Here is a 20284-nt window from a genome sequence, read left to right as displayed (position 1 = left end):
GCGCGTGGGCGGCATCTCCAGTGGCTAAACCCGTTATTATGCGAGGTCGGGGATACGCAGAACCTGGCCGGGATAAATCTTGTCGGGATGGGTCAGCATCGGCTTGTTGGCTTCGAAGATAATGTTGTTTTTCGCGCCATTTGCCTTGCCATACTGGGCTTCGGCAATCTTCCAGAGATTGTCTCCCTTCTTCACCGTGTAGAAGACGGGTTCTTTTGCCGGGGCTTCGGCCACTTTCAGTTCACCAGCCTCGACCTTGGAAATGCCGAGCGTATTGCCGACTGCAATGACCGCCTTTTCGAAAACAGACTGATCGGCCACTTCGCCCTTCAGAACGACCTTGTCGTCCACCACCTCGACCTGAACCTTGTCCGTGCCGAGATCGTGGGAAGCGAGTTCCTTTTTGACCGCATCGACATCAGGTGCGTCATCGCCACCGATACCAAGCTTTTTTCCCGCTTCCTTGATGAAATTGAACAGACCCATAGCACCCTCCTTGGTTGTAGGGAGGATTACCAGACGATATTTGAAGCTCTATGACAAGGGCGAAGATTTCGCGCAGGATTGCCACCTAGTCCCCCGAGGGCTTACCGCGCATTTTCTTGACATCGGAACGGCCGGATTTTGCCTTCAGGCGGCGCTCGACTGAGCCCTTGGTGGGTTTGGTGGCCTTGCGCACTGGCGGAGGCGGGGCCGCGGCTTCGAGGATCAGCTCCTTCAGCCGCTCACGCGCATCTTCGCGATTGCGATCCTGGCTGCGAAACCGGCTTGCCTCGATCATCAGCACGCCATCTTTCGAAACACGTCGGCCCCCCAGGCGCAGGGCATTCACCTTCACCCGATCGGACAGGGACGGTGAATTGGCGATGTCGAAAAACAGCTGAACCGCCGTCGAGACCTTGTTGACGTTCTGGCCGCCCGGCCCACCGGCCAGCACGAATTGCTCCGTCAGCTCCCAGCCGGCGATAGTGATACGGTTACTGATGTAAAGCGGGTCGCTGGCCATGATCTTTCTCCGCGCCGGTGATGCCACAGAACGCGTGAAATGAAAACAGTGGCCAGAACCAAGAGACCGGCAAAAAGAAACCCGGCACAAGGCCGGGTCCCCTCCTCCTCACAAATGAGGCTTTATTATTCAGCCGCGAGCAGAAGGCCCGGGGCTGCGTCGCGAACCTTGCTGTCGACGTGATCTTCGAACTTGGTGAAGTTCGTGACGAACATCGAGACCAGCTTCTTCGCCTGCGCGTCGTAAGCTGCGCCATCGGCCCAGGTTGAACGCGGATCGAGAATTGCACTATCGACGCCATCAAGCGACAGCGGCACCGCGAAGCCGAAATTCGCATCGGTGCGGAATTGTGCATCCTTCAGCTCGCCGGTGAGCGCAGCCGTCAGAAGCGCGCGTGTCGCCTTGATGGGCATGCGCTTGCCGATGCCGTAGGCGCCGCCAGTCCAGCCGGTGTTGACCAGCCAGCAATCAACGCCGTGCTTGCCGATCAGTTCACGCAGCAGGTTGCCATATTCCGCCGGGTGGCGTGGCATGAAGGGTGCGCCGAAGCAGGTGGAGAAGGTGGCTTCCGGTTCTGTCACGCCCTTTTCCGTGCCGGCGACCTTTGCGGTGTAACCGGAGAGGAAATGGTACATGGCTTGTTCGGGCGTGAGGCGCGCGATTGGTGGCAGCACACCGAAGGCATCCGCCGTCAGCATGATGATCGTTTTCGGAGGACCGGCAATGCCGGTTTCCGATGCATTCGGAATGAAGTGCAGCGGATAGGCGCTGCGGGTGTTTTCCGTCAGCGAGTTGTCGTTGAAGTCGGGAACCCGGTTTTCGTCCAGCACGACATTTTCGAGAACCGTGCCGAAACGATTGGTAGCGGCGTAGATTTCCGGCTCTGCCTCGGACGAAAGCTTGATCGCCTTGGCATAGCAGCCACCTTCGAAATTGAAGATACCATGTTCGCCCCAGCCATGTTCGTCATCACCGATCAAGGTGCGTGACGGATCGGCAGACAGCGTGGTCTTGCCGGTGCCGGAGAGACCGAAGAACACGGCGGAATCACCCTCAGGACCGACATTGGCCGAGCAATGCATCGGCATCACACCCTTGGCCGGCAGAAGGTAGTTCAGCACCGTGAAGACCGACTTCTTGTTTTCACCGGCATAGGAGGTGCCGCCGATGAGGACGAGACCGTTGGTAAGGTCGCAGGCGATGACGGTTTCCGAACGCACACCGTGACGGGCGGGATCAGCCTTGAAGCTCGGCAGGTTGATGATGGTGAGCTTCTGCTTGAAACCAGCCAGTTTTTCCTGCTTCGGACGGATCAGCAGATTGCGGATGAACAGCGAGTGCCAGGCAAGCTCGGTGACGACGCGTGTCGGCAGCGCATTTTCCTCATCGGCGCCGCCGATCAGATCCTGAACATAGAGGCTCTTGCCGGCGGCGTGGGCCAGCATGTCCTTATGCAGCAGCTCGAAGTTTTCCGGCGACAGCGGCTTGTTGTTATCCCACCAGATGGTGTTCTCGGTGGAAGCGTCACGCACAACGAATTTGTCCTTCGGCGAACGGCCGGTGTGCTGGCCGGTGACGGCGCGAAGCGCGCCATCGATGGTCAGTTCGGCCTCGCCGTTGCGGATCGCCTCTTCGTATAATTCGCTCTCGTTGAGGTTATAAAAGACGCGGGAAGCCTCGCCCAGTCCGAGTTCCGCAACTCCATTGGCAGGATTATGAACCCCAAGCTCGTTCATGACGCGTTCCTTGTAAATGACGATAAGGCTGTTGAAATTTTCACGGAAAATACGTGGCAGCTTTTGGAAACGCAAGAGCCGAACTTTAAAAAACTTAGTGATTTCAATATATTAATCGATTTAAAAGATTTTATTTCTTTTTAAATCGGTTGAAGACGCATTAAAATCCAGCTGCGGCGTTTTCACGAAATCCGCTCACCGCACCCGCACGATTTTGGGGCGAGTTTTCCTTTGCCACAATTTGTTCCACCTTTATACTCAAGAGAGTGGCTCGCGGCGCACAACCTGGCTGGGTGAATGTCGGGAGTTACGAGAAAATGACGATGGAGACCAACTACATGCAGACGATCGCGCTTGTCGACGATGACCGGAATATTCTCACTTCGGTATCGATCGCGCTCGAAGCCGAAGGCTACCGGGTCGAAACGTATACGGACGGCGCCTCCGCGCTTGACGGGTTGATCGCCCGTCCGCCGCAGCTCGCCATTTTCGATATCAAAATGCCCCGCATGGACGGCATGGAGCTTTTGCGGCGCCTGCGTCAGAAATCGGATCTGCCGGTGATCTTCCTCACCTCCAAGGATGAAGAGATCGATGAATTGTTCGGCCTGAAAATGGGCGCGGATGACTTCATCACCAAACCCTTCTCGCAGCGCCTTCTGGTTGAACGCGTCAAGGCAATCCTGCGCCGCGCCAGCAGCCGTGATGCCGCACCAGCAGCCGGCGGCGCAATAAAGCCGACGGCGGACCAGCAGGCCCGCACGCTGGAGCGCGGGCAGTTGGCCATGGATCAGGAGCGTCATACCTGCACCTGGAAGGGCGAACCGGTAACACTCACCGTTACCGAATTCCTCATCCTGCACTCGCTGGCGCAGCGGCCGGGCGTGGTGAAAAGCCGCGACGCGTTGATGGACGCCGCCTATGACGAGCAGGTTTATGTGGATGACCGCACCATCGACAGCCACATCAAGCGCCTTCGCAAGAAGTTCAAACTGGTCGATGGCGACTTCGATATGATTGAAACGCTTTATGGCGTAGGATATCGCTTCCGCGAAGCGGCCTGAATCGGCACGCAAATCGGAAGAGACCACCCGAAGAGTGGTGGCGAGGACTTAAATACGTGCTGAAGAAAACGCCGGAAACCGTCTCGGATAGCGACGATGCCGAAGAACGCGGCAGCGAACGCCGCCATCGTATCCATCCGCTGACGATCATCCGGCGCATTTTCGGCAATGCGGTGTTTTCCAGCCTCACGCGCCGCATTCTTTTCTTCAATGTCGCGGCGACGGTCGTTCTGGTCGGCGGTATTCTCTATCTCAACCAGTTCCGTGAGGGGCTGATCGATGCGCGCGTCGAAAGCCTTCTGACGCAGGGCGAAATCATCGCCGGCGCGATTTCGGCCTCCGCTTCGGTCGATACCAATTCGATCACCATCAACCCCGAAAAGCTTCTCGAATTGCAGGCGGGGCAAAGCATCACGCCCGCTCCCAATGACGAGGACTTAAGTTTTCCGATCAATCCCGAACGGGTGGCACCAGTGCTGCGGCGGCTGATTTCACCGACGCGCACCCGCGCGCGACTGTTCGATGCCGATGCCAATCTGCTGCTCGATTCCCGCCATCTTTATTCGCGCGGACAGGTTCTGCGCTTCGATCTGCCGCCGGTAACGCCGGAAACCCAGACCTGGGGTGAGTGGTTCACCAGCATGTTCAACCGCATGCTGCAGCCAAGCAGTCTGCCGCAATACAAGGAAGCGCCTGGTGGCGACGGTTCGATTTATCCGGAAGTGATGAATGCGTTGACCGGCGTGCGCGGCGCGGTCGTTCGCGTCACCGAAAAGGGTGAGCTGATCGTTTCGGTCGCCGTGCCGGTGCAACGCTTCAGGGCGGTGCTTGGCGTATTGCTGCTCTCCACCCAAGCGGGCGATATCGACAAGATCGTGCATGCGGAGCGCCTGGCCATCATGCGTGTTTTCGGCATCGCCACCCTCGTCAATATCGTTCTGTCACTGCTTCTGTCCTCCACCATCGCCACGCCGCTGCGGCGGCTTTCCGCCGCCGCGATCCGCGTGCGCCGCGGGGCGCGAACCCGCGAGGAGATACCGGATTTTTCGGCCCGTCAGGATGAAATCGGCAACCTTTCGATTGCGCTGCGTGAAATGACGACGGCGCTTTACGACCGTATCGACGCGATCGAAAGCTTCGCTGCCGATGTCAGCCACGAACTCAAGAACCCGCTGACCTCGCTACGCAGCGCCGTGGAAACCCTGCCGCGCGCGAAAACCGAAGAATCGAAGCAACGGCTGACCGAGATCATCTTCCATGACGTTCGGCGTCTCGACCGACTGATCAGCGATATTTCGGATGCGTCGCGGCTCGATGCCGAACTGGCGCGCGCCGATGCCTCGCCGCTCGACCTTGATGTGCTGATGAAAGGGCTGGTAGACATATCCCGCCAGATCAGCACCAAGAAGAAAAGCGTGGCAATCGACTATGTGGCCGACAGGAAGGCCGGAGCCAAAACCTCCTTCGTGGTGAATGGCCACGACCTTCGCCTCAGCCAGATCGTCACCAATCTGATCGAGAACGCCCGTTCTTTCGTGTCAGAGGAAAGTGGTCGCATCACCGTACGTCTTTCCCGCCACAAGGATCGCTGCCTCGTGCAGGTGGAAGACAACGGACCCGGCATTCAGGCCGAAGATATCGACCGGATTTTCGAGCGGTTTTACACGGACAGACCGGCAAGCGAAGGCTTCGGCCAGAATTCCGGCCTTGGTCTTTCCATCAGCCGGCAGATCGCCGAAGCCCATGGCGGCAGCCTGAGGGCGGAAAATGTCGTCGACAAATATGGCGTGATATCAGGCGCGCGCTTCACCCTGTCGCTGCCGGCGGCCGAGACTCATGAACGCTGAACGCTTCAATCTGCACGCCACCGCCATCACCGTTCAAAACACGGGAATCCTCTTCACGGGACCATCCGGCAGCGGCAAAAGCGAGCTTGCCTTCAGTTTTCTGACCGAGGCTGAACGCTGCGGATTGCCGGCGGCGTTGATCGCGGACGATCAGATTTTCGTGTATCGCGACGGCGAAGACATCATTGCCGAGCGGCCGCAAGCGATTGCCGGGCTGCTGGAATTGCGCGGAAGCGGCATTGTTTCGCGCAGCAGCGTTGCAAGCGCTCCACTACATTTTGCCGTCACGACAGTTCTTTCACCGGAAAATCCCAGACTTCCCGAAGATGACGAAGTGTTTTTGCTGCCCTGTGGTGGGCATCTTCCACTTCTGCGCATACCGCTTGCAAGTCTTACGCCCTATGGAAAATTTGCTGCACTTGCTCAGAATCTTTTTAAAACGAATGTGAAGTGACGATGATTCGGGCGATTTTAGGCTTGCGATTCGCATTTTCCTCATCAAGATGAAATCCCACCGATGGACAGGATTGCCGCGTTGCGATAGTCGGCAATGAGAGTGCGTGTGCAAGGGAGCATTTCATGATCGGACTAGTGCTTGTCACCCATGGCAAGCTGGCTGAGGAATTTCGCCATGCGTTGGAGCATGTCGTTGGTCCCCAGAAATTGATCGAGACGGTTTGTATCGGTCCCGAAGACGACATGGATCAGCGCCGGCAGGATATCATCGACGCCGTTGCGCGTGCCAATGATGGCAATGGTGTTATCATATTGACGGACATGTTTGGTGGCACACCGTCCAATCTTGCAATCTCCGTCATGAATAACGGCAATGTCGAAGTCATCGCCGGGGTCAATCTTCCGATGCTGATCAAGCTTGCCGGTGTTCGCAGCGAAGACAATATGGACAAGGCCCTTCAGGATGCATCCGATGCCGGCCGCAAATATATCAACGTCGCCAGCCGCGTTTTAAGCGGCAAGTGAGAAGTCAGCCCATGTCGCCTCTCTCCCGGGAATTGCCGATCATCAACAAGCGCGGTCTCCATGCCCGGGCATCTGCGAAATTCGTTCAGATGGTCGAGGGCTTCGACGCAACGATCACGGTTTCCAAGGACGGCATGACCGTCGGCGGCACTTCCATCATGGGCCTGATGATGCTGGCGGCCAGCCCCGGCTGCAGCGTCTATGTCGAGGCAAGCGGCAATCAGGCGTCGGAGGCGCTGGCCGCGTTGGAAGCTCTGGTGGCCGACCGCTTCGGCGAAGAAGCCTGAGCCAGCAACATATAAAGACATAAAGACCTCTTTATATCATCATTGCCAGATCGTTTGTGGCCTGCTAAACCGCTGCTACGTTTAAAAGCCGGGCCAACAGGCGCGGCATTCTGATCTGGAGAACTTCATGAGCCTTGAGAAGGACTACATTGTCGCCGACATCAACCTTGCCGCATTTGGCCGCAAGGAGCTGGACATCGCCGAAACCGAAATGCCCGGCCTGATGTCCTGCCGCAAGGAGTTCGGCGAAAGCAAGCCGCTGAAGGGCGCACGCATCACCGGTTCGCTTCACATGACGATCCAGACCGGCGTTCTCATCGAAACGCTGAAGGAACTGGGCGCGGACGTTCGCTGGGCCTCCTGCAACATCTTCTCGACGCAGGATCATGCAGCAGCGGCCATTGCAGCGGCTGGCATTCCGGTCTTCGCCGTCAAGGGTGAAAGCCTGACGGAATATTGGGAATATACCGACAAGATCTTCCAGTGGACCGATGGCGGTCTGTCCAACATGATCCTCGACGATGGCGGCGATGCCACCATGTACATCCTGCTTGGCGCACGTGCCGAAGCTGGCGAAGACGTTTTGTCCAATCCTGGCTCTGAAGAAGAAGAAATTCTTTTCGCGCAGATCAACAAGCGCCTTAAGGCTTCTCCCGGCTGGTTCACCAAGCAGCGCGACGCGCTGAAGGGTGTTACCGAAGAAACGACGACGGGCGTTCACCGTCTTTACGATCTCAGCAAGAAGGGCCTCCTGCCCTTCCCGGCGATCAACGTTAATGACAGCGTCACCAAGTCGAAGTTCGACAACAAATACGGCTGCAAGGAATCGCTGGTAGACGGCATTCGTCGTGCAACCGACGTGATGATGGCCGGCAAGGTCGCCGTCGTCTGCGGTTACGGCGATGTGGGCAAGGGTTCTGCCGCCTCGCTGCAGGGCGCCGGTGCCCGCGTGAAGGTCACCGAAATCGACCCGATCTGCGCGCTTCAGGCTGCCATGGACGGTTTTGAAGTCGTTCGTCTGGAAGATGTCATCTCTTCCGCCGATATCTTCATCACCACCACCGGCAACAAGGACGTCATCCGCATCGAGCATATGCGCGAGATGAAGGACATGGCTATCGTCGGCAATATCGGCCATTTCGACAATGAAATTCAGGTCGCCTCGCTGCGGAACCTGAAGTGGACGAACATCAAGCCACAGGTCGACATGATCGAGTTCCCGAAGGGCAACCGCATCATCCTTCTGTCCGAAGGCCGCCTGCTGAACCTCGGCAATGCCACCGGCCACCCGTCCTTCGTCATGTCTGCGTCCTTCACCAACCAGGTGCTTGGCCAGATTGAGCTCTTCACCAAGCAGGGCGAATACAAGAACGAAGTTTACGTGCTGCCGAAGCATCTCGACGAGAAGGTTGCACGCCTTCATCTCGAGAAGCTCGGTGTGCGGCTAACAGAACTTTCCGATCTGCAGGCAGATTATATCGGCATCTCCAAGGAAGGCCCGTTCAAGGCTGAACACTACAGATATTAATATCATAGTTAATATCCACTGAAATTACACAACATATAGACGCCGCGCACTTGACAAAGTGCGCGGCATCTTTTTTGCGCCCTCCCTTTCCGCAGATTTATGAAGGCGGTATTGTCATCGGACTTGATTCGGACACGCCAAAGGGCGGCGGGGACGAAATGGGATGTCTTGTCGAAGATGCGGCACATAGGACGGAGACAGACCGGGGATGACGGTTCACAATTCGGATCTGCGCGAGCAGACAGTTCAACGCGTTGAAAACACGCAAGGCTGCGTGGCATTGAGCGCGCAGGTTCTGGCGCATTGCCGGCTGGCGATCAGCGCGGTCCGGACAGGCATTTCGCGGCTTCCCGTGCTGATGTCGGGGACCATCCTTGCCGGTTCGGCAAGTGTCGCGCTGGCGCAGGACGGCCTTGTTGCCAAGACCGGTGCGCGGCTGTTCTCCTCTGGCGAAACAATCACCTATTCGCTCTTTGTCGGCATGCTTTCGGCGACGCTGTTTTCCGTCGTCTGGCTGGTGCGCCAACGCGGCAATATCGAGTCGGAAAGCAGTGAGTACCGCAAGGCGCTTGCCGAGACCCACCACAAGATCGCCAAATACGAGGCGCTGATTTCCGATAAGGGCCGGCGCATCGTTATCTGGGATGGTGCCGACAAGCGGCCCGAATTTCTGGGGCAATTGCCCGTGGAGACCGGCGCACCGCAGGCGGATCATGATTTTCTGGCCTTCGGGCGCTGGCTGAAGCCATCCTCTGCAAGCCAGCTTGAAAAATCCCTCGAAAAACTTCGCAGCCATGCGCAGAGTTTCGATCTGACCATCGAGACGCAGCGCGGCGAAGTCATTGAAGTTCAAGGCCGGGTTTCCGGCGGCAATGCATTTGCACGTTTCGTCGCGCTTAATAATCTGCGCGCCGAACTTGCTGAATTGCAGGTGGAACGCGAGCGTCTGATCACCTCGGTCTCGACGTTTCAGGACCTTCTGGATTCCATCGAACAGCCCGTCTGGCGCCGCAATGGCGAAGGTGAGCTAACCTGGGTCAACCATGCCTATGCGCAGGCCGTGGATGCGCGCGATGCCGACCAGGCCGTACTTGAAAAACGCGAGCTGTTGAACACGGTTACCCGGCAGAAGATACGCGCGGCCGCGACGCCGGAATCACCCTATCATGACCGCATTTCGACTGTGGTTTCCGGCAACCGCACCTTCTTCGACGTCGTGGATATCAAGACTGCGGCGGGTTCGGCTGGTATCGCCATCGATGCCACCGAAGCGGAAACCATCAGCGAAGAACTCAAGCGGGTTCTGAAAAGCCACGCCGAAACGCTGGATCATCTGGCAACGCCTGTTGCCATCTTCGACGGCCGGCAGCGGCTGCAATTCTACAATCAGGCTTTTGCGACCCTTTGGGGTCTCGATCTGGTTTTCCTCGAATCCGGACCTGACAATTCCGAGCTTCTGGACAGGCTGCGCACCGCCGGCAAATTGCCCGAGCAGCTGAACTGGAAAAACTGGAAGGAGACGGCGCTCGCCGTTTACCGTTCGCTCGATACCAAAACCGATCTCTGGCACCTGCCGAATGGGCAGACACTGCGGGTCATCGCAACCGCCCATCCGCAGGGTGGCGCGACCTGGGTCTTTGAGAACCTGACCGAACAGGTCGATCTGCAGATGCGCTACAACACGCTGGTGAAGGTGCAGGGCGAAACCATCGATCATCTGGCCGAAGGTGTTGCGGTGTTCGGTGCCGATGGCCGCATTCGCCTCTCCAACCCGGCATTCCGGGCGCTCTGGGGGGTAACCTCCGAGGAGGCGGAAACGGGCACCCATATCCGCGCCATCGAAACCGCCTGCACACAATCCTATGACAGGCCGGACGGCTGGCGCGCCTTCAGCCAGTTCATCACCAGCTTTGATGATGAGCGCCCGTCCAAACAGGGCACGCTCGAACTGCTCTCCGGTCTCGTGCTTGATTTCGCTATCATTCCGCTGCCGGATGCGCAGACCATGCTGACCTTCGTCAACATGACCGACAGCGTGCGGGCCGAAAGGGCGCTCAAGGAAAAGAACGATGCACTTCTGAAGGCCGACGAGCTGAAGAATGATTTCGTTCAGCATGTTTCCTACGAACTGCGTTCGCCGCTGACGAATATTATCGGTTTCACCGACCTCCTGAAGACGCCCGGTATCGGCCAGTTAACGGACCGGCAGGCGGAATATCTCGATCATATTTCCACCTCGTCCTCGGTGCTTTTGACCATCGTCAACGATATTCTCGATCTTGCGACCGTCGATGCCGGCATCATGCAGCTGAATTATTCAGACAATGATCTGAACGAATTGCTCGAAGACGTTTCTGTGCAGATCGCCGACCGGCTGCAGGAGAGCGGTATTTCGCTTGAAATCGTCGCGCCGACCCATCTTGGCAGCCTGGTCGCCGATCATCAGCGTCTGAAGCAGATCCTCATCAAGCTGCTTACCAATGCGATCAACTTCGCCCCGGAAGGTTCCGCCGTTGAACTGTCGTGCCAGCGCAGCGAGGGCGACTTCCTGTTCTCGGTGGCAGATAAGGGCCCGGGCATTCCGGAAGACATGCTGAAAACCGTCTTCGACCGCTTCGCGACACGCGGCAATGGCGGTCGGCGGACCGGCGCAGGGCTTGGCCTTTCCATTGTCGAAAGCTTTGTCAGCCTCCATCATGGCACGGTCAGCATCGATAGCCGCCCCGGCAATGGCACCATCGTCACCTGCCGCATTCCTTCCGGCACCCGCCCGCATTCCATCGCCGCAGAATGAGCCAAGACATCTTGCCGATCACTATTCCCCTTGAGGGAGAAAAAGATACCATCAGGCTCGGTGAAGACCTTGCGCTGGCATTGAAACCCGGCGATTGCCTGGCGCTGATCGGCGATCTCGGCGCCGGTAAATCGACACTCGCCCGCGCCTTCATCCGGGCGATGGCGGATGAGCCGGATCTCGAAGTTCCAAGCCCCACCTTCACGATCATCCAGACCTATTCCGCTCGCATTCCGGTTGCCCATCTCGATCTATACCGGCTTTCTGATGTCTCCGAACTGGACGAGCTCGGCATCGACGAGATGCTGGAGGACGGCGTCTGCCTGATCGAATGGCCGGATATCGCCGCCGAGGTTCTGCCGCCGGAACAGACCGTCACGCTTCGGCTGACGCATTCCGGCGAAGGACGGCTGGCCTCCATCGAAGCTCCGGTAAAACTGAAAACGCGGCTTCAGCGTGTTTTCGCCATTCGCGAATTCCTCTCGAAAAATGGCAGGGGCGATGCGACCCGCCGTTTCCTGAGCGGTGACGCTTCCACGCGCGCCTATGAGACCATTTCCGCCGATGGCCCGGACCTTATCCTGATGGACTGGCGACGCCCCTTGAGAGGCGCGATCATTGCGGATGGCAAGACTTATGCGGAAATCGCCCATCTTGCCCAGGATGCGCGTTCTTTCGTGGCGATCGGCGAGTATCTGCGAAACAGCGGCTTTTGCGCGCCAGAGCTTCTGGCAGCGGATATCGATCAGGGCATTCTCCTGCTGGAGGATCTGGGGCGCGACGGGGTGCTTGCGCCCGAGGGAACGCCGATAGAAGAACGTTATCTGCAGAGCGTTGCCTGTCTCGCAGCCCTCCATCAGACCCCGCGACCCGACCTGTTGCCGGTGATTGACGGCAGCGCCTATGAGGTTCCCCCCTTCGATCGGCAAGCGATGAAGATCGAAGTCTCGTTGCTGGCGGAATGGTATCTTCCCCACAAACGCGGCAAACCGCTCACCGATAGCGAGAAGAGTGACTATTACGCCCTGTGGGATAGCCTGATCGACTCGCTCGCTGATTGTGAAACAGGGCTTCTGCTGCGCGATTTCCATTCACCCAACCTTCTCTGGCAGGCGCAGAATAGCGGCATTCGGCAGGTCGGCTTGATCGATTTTCAGGACACGATGATCGGCCCCACCGCTTATGATCTCGCCTCCATCGTGCAGGATGCCCGGGTTACCATCGAACCCGAGCTGCAGGCGCGTCTGCTCTCGCATTATCTCGACAGCAGAAGAAACACACCTTCATTCGATGAGGCCGCTTTCCTCAAGGCTTTCGCCATCATGTCGGCGCAGCGCAATTGCAAGCTTGCCGGTATCTGGGTGAGGCTGTTGGAACGGGATCAAAAACCCGGTTATATGAAACATATGCCGAGGACGTTCCGCTATCTTGCCGCGGCGCTTTCGCATCCGGAGCTTCAGCCTCTTCGGGACTGGTGTGTCCGTATGGGCATGGAATTCAACGACTGAAAGACGGTTGACGACGATGACGATCAAAAACGCCATGGTGCTGGCCGCCGGGCTTGGCACGCGGATGCGCCCGATCACCGATACTATCCCGAAGCCGCTCGTCAAGATTGCCGGCAAGCCGATGATCGATTATGCGCTCGACGCGCTTGTTGAAGCCGGGGCGGAGACGATCGTCGTTAATGTGCATCACCATGCGGATCAGATGATCGCCCATCTGGAGCACCGCTCCGACGTCGAAATCCTGATTTCAGACGAGCGGGCGCAACTGATGAACTCCGGCGGCGGCCTCGCCAAGGGTCTGAAGCTGCTGGAACCCGGCCCGGTCTTCGTCATGAACGCCGATCTATTCTGGATCGGCGAGCAATTGAGTGCGGTCAGCAACCTGCGCAAGCTTGCGCAATTCTTCGATTCGGAGCGGATGGATATGGCCCTGCTCTGTGTCGATATGGATCGCACCACCGGTCATAACGGCAAAAGGGATTTCAACCTTTCTGACGACGGTAAATTGGTGCGGTATTGCGATGGCGACCCGAACCCGGTGGTTTATGCCGGCGCCATTGCCATGGACTCGCGCCTGCTTGAAGATGCGCCGACGGATGCTTTCAACCTCAACATCTATTTCGACCGCGCCATTAAAAATGACCGGCTTTCCGGGGTTTCGCTTGACGGGCACTGGATCACCGTCGGCACGCCCGACGCCATTGAAGACGCAGAAAACATCATCCGGCAATTCAGGGAAAAACGCTCTGCATGACCACGTCTCGCCACGAAAAGCGCGTCCTGACGATCGCTGCGGGAACACCGTTCCTCAAAACGCTCGCGGAAACGCTGTGTGACGGGACACTGACAGCCGGCTATAGATATGATCCAGCCGATCCGCTTTCACTTGCCAAGGTGACGATCTATGTGCCGACGCGACGTTCCGCCCGCGTGCTGCGCTCCGAATTCGTCGATCTTCTGGGAGGCAGATCCGCCATTCTGCCGCTGATCCGACCGCTCGGCGAAACGGACGATGATAGCGGCTTTTTCGATATCGAAAATCCTGAGATCATGGATCTCGCACCACCGATTTCCGGCACCGGCCGGCTGATCGAACTGGCGCGCCTTATTCTGGCATGGCGCAACAGCCTGCCGGACGCCATCCGGGCAATCCATTCGGATTCGCCGCTCGTTGCCCCCGCCAGTCCCGCCGATGCCATATGGCTGGCGCGTGCGCTTGGCGAGGTGATCGATGCCATGGATACGGAAGAAAAAGATTGGGAAGCGCTTCAGCATCTCGATACCGGCGAACATGCGCAATGGTGGCAGCTGACGGCGGATTTCCTGAAGATCGCCAGCGTCTTCTGGCCGGCGCGCCTTGCCGAACTCAACCGCTCCTCGGTCGGCCGGCATCGAAACGGCATCTTGCGGGCCGAGGCAAACCGACTTGCCAATTTGCCGGATACGGGACCGATCATCGTGGCCGGGTCTACTGGCTCCATTCCGGCCGCAGCCGACCTCATCGCCGCCGTTGCCGCCTTGCCGCAGGGCGTCGTCGTGCTTCCGGGGCTTGATCTTGCCATGTCAGAGGAGCAATGGGAGGCAATTGCCGAAGACCCGACCGACCCTTCCAGCCGCACCCATTCGCAATACGGGCTCTATATGCTGCTGCAGAAGCTCGGCATCCTACGCGACGACGTGGATCAGATCGGAGCTATCGGTAGCGATCTTGAAAAACGCGCGGCCGTTTTTTCAGCGGCGCTCGCGCCGGCCAAGTCCACCAGCGACTGGAACCGGTGGCGCGAAGACAGGGACCCAGGTTTCTTCGACGAAGCTTTTGCGGCGGCCACACTGATAGAAGCCGCCAACGAGCGCGAAGAGGCAACCGCCATCGCGGTGGCGCTCAGGCTGGCGCTGGAAGCTCCGGGTGCTGGACGCCCTTCGCAGGCCGCACTGATAACACCCGACCGCGGCTTGGCGCGGCGGGTGGCGACGGAATTGCAGCGTTTCGGCATAGAGGCCGACGATTCGGCCGGTACGCCACTTTCTGCCACACCGCAGGCCGGGCTGACACAACTGGCCCTGGAAGCGATCCTGCGGCCCGGAGACCCGGTGCCGATCATTTCGCTTCTGAAGCATCCACTCTCCCGTTTCGGGCTTTCGGAGGCGGCGTTCACACAAGCCTCGAAAGCGCTGGAACTCATAGCACTGCGTGGCGGCCGCGTCGAAACCGAAATCGGTAATCTGAAAGCGGTTCTGGAGGCGCAGCTGCTGGCGCAGCACGATGACCGGCACCCGCCCGCCTGGCGGCTGGCATTGCCGGAAGGAAGCCTTGAAGCAGCCCGCGATCTGGCGCAGCGGATCGCCGTTGCAACCGAGCCGCTTGGCTCTGCCTTCATTCGTCGGGATCAATCTGGCCGGGCCTTTACCGACAAATTGCCCCTCTCCCATTGGGCGGAGCGGACGGGCCGCGTGATCGAAGCGATCTGTGCGGATGAAAACAACGATCTTGCCGCGCTCTGGTCCGGTGAGGCTGGTGATACGCTTTCCGGCCTGTTCGGCGAATTGATGGAAAGCGGCGAAATCCTCGATGCGGACGGGCCGCAATGGGCGGACATATTTGCGGCGCTGGTTGCCGGGGAATCGATCAAGCCGCGATCCATGCGTCATCCACGCATCTTTATCTTCGGTGCGCTCGAAGCCCGCCTGCAAAGCGTCGACACCGTCGTCATTGGCGGCCTCAATGAAGGCCTCTGGCCGGGCCAGACGGCGAATAACCCATTCTTGTCGCGCACCATGAAGACCGCTATCGGACTGGAGCCGCCGGAACGGCGCATCGGCCAGCTGGCACATGACTTTGAGATGGCGAACGGCATCCGGCAAATCTTTTACACCAGGGCGTTGAGGCAGGGCTCGACGCCGGCTGTCGCTTCTCGCTGGCTGCAACGATTGCTGGCACTGGGTGGTGAGGATTTCGCCGGAGAGCTGAAGAAGCGTGGCGAGACCTATCGGCATTGGGCCGGTCTGATGGATGAAAGCATCGATCAGGATGCGGCAAAGCGCCCTGCCCCCAAGCCGCCGGCTGATCTGCAGCCAACCCGTTATTCCTTCAGCGAAGTGGGACGGCTGCGCCGTGATCCCTATTCGATCTATGCGCGGCGTATCCTGAAGCTTGACCCGCTCGAGCCCTTCAACCGCGATCCAAGCGCCGCTGATCGCGGCACGCTCTATCACGCGATCATCGAGCGTTATTCGCGTGAGGGGCACATCCCCGGCACGCCGGCTTCTTTCGATGCCATGCAACGCATTCTGGACGAATGTTTCGACGCGGAAAACCTGCCGCCGCATGTGGATGTCATCTGGCGGCCACGTTTTGCGGCGGTGGCACGCGCCTTCATCGACTGGGAGAAGGAACGTCATCCATCCATTCGCCACAGCTTTTTCGAGGCACGCGCCGGCCAGGAAATAGCCGAGGCGGGGATAAGGCTGACCGGAATTGCCGACCGCATCGACATCAAGTCAAACGGTCACGCGGATATTATCGACTACAAGACCGGGCTTGCGCCATCCGTCAATCAGGCGCGCGCGCTGCTTGATCCACAACTCGCTTTGGAAGCGGCGGCGCTGATGCGCGGCGCCTTCCGCGAAGCCGGTTCGCCCACGCCGGAAAACCTTATCTATGTGCGCCTGCGACCGGGCGATCGTTTTTTTGCCGACCAGGTCAATAACGAACATTCCAGTCGCAGCGGCAAAAGACCGCCAAAATCGGCCATTGAACTGGCGACGGAATCGATCGAGCAACTTGCCAAATTCGTGCGCTCACTGCGCGAAGGCGAGAACGGTTTCGCTTCACGGCTGGTGCCGGAAGAGCAACAAACTTATGGCGGGGAATATGACCATCTCGCCAGGGTTTCGGAATGGTCCACGGCGGAACCGGGAGACGGCGATGACGATTGATCCTGTCGATCACGGCCCCGCCGCCGATACACCCGAAAGCTGGATCGACTGGACCAGCGCCCGGCAGCGGCTTGCCTCCGATCCGGCAAGTTCCGCATGGGTGTCGGCCAATGCCGGCTCCGGCAAGACACACGTGTTGACGCAGCGCGTCATCCGTCTGCTTCTGGCCGGATGCCGCCCTTCGGCGATCCTGTGCCTCACCTATACCAAGGCTGCCGCGTCTGAAATGTCGAGCCGTGTCTTCGACCGGCTGGCGGAATGGGCAACTTTGCCGGATTCCGATCTCAGGGAGCGCATCACAGTCATTGAAGGCAAAGCGCCAGATCGCATAAAGCTTGCCGAAGCGCGGCGGCTGTTCGCCAAGGCGCTGGAAACGCCGGGCGGGCTGAAAATTCAGACCATCCACGCATTCTGCGAGGCCCTGCTGCATCAGTTTCCGCTGGAAGCCAATGTCGCCGGCCATTTCTCGGTTCTCGATGACCGCGCAGCCACTACCCTGCTGGCCGAGGCCCGTAGCTCTCTTCTGACGGCGGTTTCGACAGGAGGCGACACGGAACTGGCGCAGTCGCTTGCCTATGTGCTTGATCTCGCCGACGAAAGCGGGCTGGAATCACTGCTCTCCGCCATTATCGCCAATCGCAGCGCCCTTCGCGCCTTTCTGCTCGAGGCAAAACAATCCGGCGGCATCGATACCCGTTTGCGGCAGGCTATGCAGATCGATCATGAGGAAACCGAGGAAACGGCGGCGGCGGCCTTCTGGCCCCTGCCCGGTCTTTCCGGCCTTGCGCTCGACACCTATCTGACGCTTGCCGATGAGGTGGGCGGATCGCGCGTCATCGATGTCGCTTATGCGCTAAGGGAAGCGAAACGGCAGACGGACCCGGTGCGGCGGATGGAGTTCATCGAAGCAGCACTGCTGACGGCCAAGGGCGAGAAGAAATCGGATGCCTATGTCATCAACAAGGGCATGCAGAAATCCGCCCCCGATCTTGTGGACGCGCTGACACTGGCGCGGGATCATGTCGTTGCCTGCCGCAACCGATATCGTCTGGTGCGGATGCTGGCGGCGACGAAATGCGCGCTTGTTCTGGCCGAAAGGCTGATCGGTGATTTCGAGGATCTGAAAAAGCAGCGTAGCCAGCTCGATTTCGAAGATCTGATCGAACGCGCCGCCAATCTCCTCAACCGCGATACCGCGGGTGCCTGGGTGCATTACAAGCTGGATCAGGGCATCGACCATATTCTCGTCGACGAGGCGCAGGACACAAGCCCGGTGCAATGGTCGATCATCCAGTCTCTGGCCGCGGATTTCTTCACCGGCGAAAGCGCCCGCATGGGGCGGCGCACGCTGTTTGCCGTGGGTGATGAAAAACAGTCGATCTATTCCTTTCAGGGTGCGCGGCCGGAACGGTTCTCGCAGGAGCGCGACGAGACCAAAAGGCGCGTCGATCAGGTGGAGCAGGCTTTTCACCGCATACGTCTTCCGCTCTCTTTCCGTTCGACGGAGGACGTACTGGCCGCCGTCGATCAGGTCTTCTCGATCCCGCAAAATGCCAGCGGCCTCAGTGCCGATAACGAGCCCGTCGAACATCGCTCCAACCGCGCAGGGCACCCTGGCACCGTGGAGGTGTGGGACATGGTGGCGCCGGAAACTGCCGATGACGAAGAAGACTGGACCGCGCCTTTTGATGCCTTGAGGGAAAGCGCACCCGCTACCATCGTCGCCCGCCGTATCGCTGCGCGGATCGCCGACATGATCGGAAGCGAAACTATTATTGAGAAGGGCGTGGAACGCGCCGTCGAAGCAGGCGACATTCTGGTGCTGGTGAGAAAACGCCATGCCTTCGTTAATGCGCTGACGCGGGAGTTGAAACGACGTAAAAACATTCCTGTCGCTGGCGCCGACCGTCTTCGCCTGACCGACCACATTGCCGTGCAGGATCTTCTGGCGCTCGGCCGTTTCGTAGTGCTGCCGGAGGATGATCTTTCGCTTGCCGCACTGTTAAAGAGCCCGCTCTTTAACCTGACCGAAGATGATGTCTTCGAGATCACCGCGACACGATCCGAGACGGAGAGCGTATGGCAGCGGCTGCAGGTGCTTTCACGGGAAGAGAAAAGCCATCTTTCCGTCGTTACCGGAAAACTGCAAAGCTTCATCACGCTTTCAAAAACGGCCACCGTGCATGATTTCTTCGCGGCGGTTCTGACACTGCATGATGGGCGCAAAAAATTCCTCGGGCGGCTTGGCAACGAGGCAAGCGACGTACTGGACGAGTTTCTGTCGTTTGCGCTGGACCATGAAAGAACCGGGCTGCCCGGCCTGCAAGCTTTCCTGTCCGTTCTGGAGACCGATTCGCCTGAAGTGAAGCGTGAGCAGGACAAGGACCGTGGCGAAGTGCGGATCATGACCGTGCATGCCTCTAAGGGGCTGGAAGCACCAGTCGTTTTTGTCGTCGATGGCGGTTCGAAAGCCTTCAACCACAGCCATGTGCCGAAGCTGCGCTTCATCGAAGCGGAAGGGGACGCGGTCCCGGTATGGCTGCCCGGCAGCGGCTTTTCCAATCATCTCATTCGCTTGGATGAGGAACGCCTGAAGACGGCCGCCGAAGACGAATATCGCCGGCTGCTGTATGTCGCGATGACCCGTGCCGCCGACCATCTGGTTATCTGTGGTTATCGCGGCCAGAAAGAAAATCCCGAATGCTGGCACGCCATCGTCAAGGCAGCGCTTGCGGATAATCAGGATCACTGCCAGCCGCAGCAGTTCGCAGCCGATGGCGAAGAATGGCAGGGGCTTGTCTGGCGCAAGTCCGAAGCTCGCTCGACACCTGCGCCGCAGAGGGTGCCAGAACCGCAGTTAGACGAAGTTTACGCCCTTCCGGTGGGACTTCTTGCCCCCTTGCCGGCCCTGCCTTCGCTGCCGAGACCGCTCAGTCCTTCCGGTGCGGGCACCATCATCGATGACGGCGCGGACGATCTGGCCGTGCGTTCACCGCTATTTGGCGAAAAAGCCGATGTCTCCTCTCTCGCGTTGCAACGCGGCCGACTGGTGCATCGCATGCTGCAGGCCCTGCCGGATTTCGCCGAGAGTGAGCGGGAAGCGGCGGCCCGGCGTTATGCGGAACGGGCGGCGCGTTTCTGGCCTCCTGCCGAGCGCGAATATCTGATACAGGCGATTTTGCGGGTTCTGTCCGAACCGGCGGTGCAACCGGCCTTTTCCGCCAACAGCCGCGCGGAAATATCCATCATGGGCACGATGACGATTGGCCGGCAACAATATGCCGTGTCCGGCCGTATCGACCGGCTGGCGGTGGATGGCGACCGCGTCATTCTGGTGGATTACAAAACGAACCGCGTTCCTCCACGTGAAGCCCGTGAGATCCCCTACTCCCACGTGGCCCAGCTTGCCATCTATCGGGAAATTCTGGCGCCGCTTTATCCCGGCAAGGAATTTGTCTGCGCGCTGATCTATACGGAAAATGCCAGTTTTGTGACGGTTGGCGATGCTGCGATGAGAGAGGCTCTTGCCGCAATAAAGACAAAGTGAGATACCGGGGCATTGAAATTCCGACGCGCCCGCATCACATCGATAGCGGA

14 protein-coding genes are annotated in these 20284 nt (G+C 58.9%); 11 read left to right on the top strand and 3 right to left on the bottom strand.

Translation table 11 applies throughout. The features are described from left to right. Positions 1-36: 36 nt before the first annotated feature. From lysM to QSV77_RS12765, 3 genes are all read right to left on the bottom strand, one after another. Positions 37-486: a peptidoglycan-binding protein LysM gene (gene lysM / locus QSV77_RS12775; RefSeq protein WP_142842104.1), complete on the bottom strand. Its 450-nt coding sequence runs from the start codon at positions 484-486 to the stop codon at positions 37-39. An 85-nt stretch (positions 487-571) separates the two neighbouring features. After that, complete coding sequence (gene arfB / locus QSV77_RS12770) at positions 572-1006, bottom strand: alternative ribosome rescue aminoacyl-tRNA hydrolase ArfB (RefSeq protein WP_302733724.1); 435 nt, start codon at positions 1004-1006, stop codon at positions 572-574. A gap of 125 nt (positions 1007-1131) precedes the next feature. Continuing rightward, entirely contained in the window at positions 1132-2742 is a 1611-nt protein-coding gene (locus tag QSV77_RS12765) for a phosphoenolpyruvate carboxykinase (protein ID WP_302733723.1), read from the bottom strand. 338 nt (positions 2743-3080) lie between these two features. Here QSV77_RS12765 and chvI point away from each other — a divergent pair, with 338 nt between their 5' ends. The 11 genes from chvI to addA all read left to right on the top strand — a co-directional run bounded on the left by chvI (position 3081) and on the right by addA (position 20234). After that, the gene (chvI, locus tag QSV77_RS12760) at positions 3081-3806 is read left to right on the top strand and encodes a two-component system response regulator ChvI (protein ID WP_142842368.1); all 726 of its coding nucleotides are present in this window, start codon (positions 3081-3083) and stop codon (positions 3804-3806) included. A gap of 56 nt (positions 3807-3862) precedes the next feature. Continuing rightward, complete coding sequence (gene chvG / locus QSV77_RS12755; protein WP_269700731.1) at positions 3863-5653, top strand: two-component system sensor histidine kinase ChvG; 1791 nt, start codon at positions 3863-3865, stop codon at positions 5651-5653. Then, on the top strand, positions 5643-6107 hold the full coding sequence (locus QSV77_RS12750; RefSeq protein ID WP_302733722.1) for an HPr kinase/phosphorylase: 465 nt from the start codon (positions 5643-5645) through the stop codon (positions 6105-6107). Before chvG ends, QSV77_RS12750 begins: the two co-directional genes overlap by 11 nt. Positions 6108-6232: 125 nt before the next feature. Next, positions 6233-6634, top strand: a complete 402-nt coding sequence (locus QSV77_RS12745; protein ID WP_003505374.1) for a PTS sugar transporter subunit IIA — start codon at positions 6233-6235, stop codon at positions 6632-6634. A gap of 11 nt (positions 6635-6645) precedes the next feature. Next, entirely contained in the window at positions 6646-6921 is a 276-nt protein-coding gene (locus QSV77_RS12740; protein WP_046799729.1) for an HPr family phosphocarrier protein, read from the top strand. A 127-nt stretch (positions 6922-7048) separates the two neighbouring features. After that, positions 7049-8449, top strand: coding sequence for an adenosylhomocysteinase (gene ahcY, locus QSV77_RS12735; protein ID WP_046799728.1), 1401 nt, complete (start codon positions 7049-7051; stop codon positions 8447-8449). 208 nt (positions 8450-8657) lie between these two features. After that, complete coding sequence (locus QSV77_RS12730) at positions 8658-11243, top strand: PAS domain-containing sensor histidine kinase (RefSeq protein ID WP_269700755.1); 2586 nt, start codon at positions 8658-8660, stop codon at positions 11241-11243. Then, the gene (gene tsaE / locus QSV77_RS12725) at positions 11240-12751 is read left to right on the top strand and encodes a tRNA (adenosine(37)-N6)-threonylcarbamoyltransferase complex ATPase subunit type 1 TsaE (protein WP_302733720.1); all 1512 of its coding nucleotides are present in this window, start codon (positions 11240-11242) and stop codon (positions 12749-12751) included. Before QSV77_RS12730 ends, tsaE begins: the two co-directional genes overlap by 4 nt. A gap of 16 nt (positions 12752-12767) precedes the next feature. Next, the gene (locus QSV77_RS12720) at positions 12768-13505 is read left to right on the top strand and encodes a nucleotidyltransferase family protein (protein ID WP_302733719.1); all 738 of its coding nucleotides are present in this window, start codon (positions 12768-12770) and stop codon (positions 13503-13505) included. Next, positions 13502-16687: a double-strand break repair protein AddB gene (gene addB, locus QSV77_RS12715; RefSeq protein WP_302733718.1), complete on the top strand. Its 3186-nt coding sequence runs from the start codon at positions 13502-13504 to the stop codon at positions 16685-16687. The genes QSV77_RS12720 and addB overlap by 4 nt, the downstream gene beginning before the upstream one ends. Next, on the top strand, positions 16677-20234 hold the full coding sequence (gene addA, locus QSV77_RS12710; protein WP_302733717.1) for a double-strand break repair helicase AddA: 3558 nt from the start codon (positions 16677-16679) through the stop codon (positions 20232-20234). Before addB ends, addA begins: the two co-directional genes overlap by 11 nt. Positions 20235-20284: the final 50 nt, after the last annotated feature.

The sequence above is a fragment of the Agrobacterium sp. V1 genome (assembly GCF_030518355.1).
Lineage (GTDB): Bacteria > Pseudomonadota > Alphaproteobacteria > Rhizobiales > Rhizobiaceae > Agrobacterium > Agrobacterium cucumeris.
Note: the sequence above shows the minus strand (reverse complement) of the source record. Positions and strands in the feature narration are given on the sequence as shown.

Bases quoted from the DNA above. Each gene is read 5' to 3' on its own strand.
- lysM (WP_142842104.1), bottom strand. From the start codon at position 486: ATGGGTCTGTTCAATTTCATCAAGGAAGCGGGAAAAAAGCTTGGTATC.
- arfB (WP_302733724.1), bottom strand. From the start codon at position 1,006: ATGGCCAGCGACCCGCTTTACATCAGTAACCGTATCACTATCGCCGGC.
- QSV77_RS12765 (WP_302733723.1), bottom strand. From the start codon at position 2,742: ATGAACGAGCTTGGGGTTCATAATCCTGCCAATGGAGTTGCGGAACTC.
- chvI (WP_142842368.1), top strand. From the start codon at position 3,081: ATGCAGACGATCGCGCTTGTCGACGATGACCGGAATATTCTCACTTCG.
- QSV77_RS12750 (WP_302733722.1), top strand. From the start codon at position 5,643: ATGAACGCTGAACGCTTCAATCTGCACGCCACCGCCATCACCGTTCAA.
- QSV77_RS12745 (WP_003505374.1), top strand. From the start codon at position 6,233: ATGATCGGACTAGTGCTTGTCACCCATGGCAAGCTGGCTGAGGAATTT.
- QSV77_RS12740 (WP_046799729.1), top strand. From the start codon at position 6,646: ATGTCGCCTCTCTCCCGGGAATTGCCGATCATCAACAAGCGCGGTCTC.
- ahcY (WP_046799728.1), top strand. From the start codon at position 7,049: ATGAGCCTTGAGAAGGACTACATTGTCGCCGACATCAACCTTGCCGCA.
- QSV77_RS12730 (WP_269700755.1), top strand. From the start codon at position 8,658: ATGACGGTTCACAATTCGGATCTGCGCGAGCAGACAGTTCAACGCGTT.
- tsaE (WP_302733720.1), top strand. From the start codon at position 11,240: ATGAGCCAAGACATCTTGCCGATCACTATTCCCCTTGAGGGAGAAAAA.
- QSV77_RS12720 (WP_302733719.1), top strand. From the start codon at position 12,768: ATGACGATCAAAAACGCCATGGTGCTGGCCGCCGGGCTTGGCACGCGG.
- addB (WP_302733718.1), top strand. From the start codon at position 13,502: ATGACCACGTCTCGCCACGAAAAGCGCGTCCTGACGATCGCTGCGGGA.
- addA (WP_302733717.1), top strand. From the start codon at position 16,677: ATGACGATTGATCCTGTCGATCACGGCCCCGCCGCCGATACACCCGAA.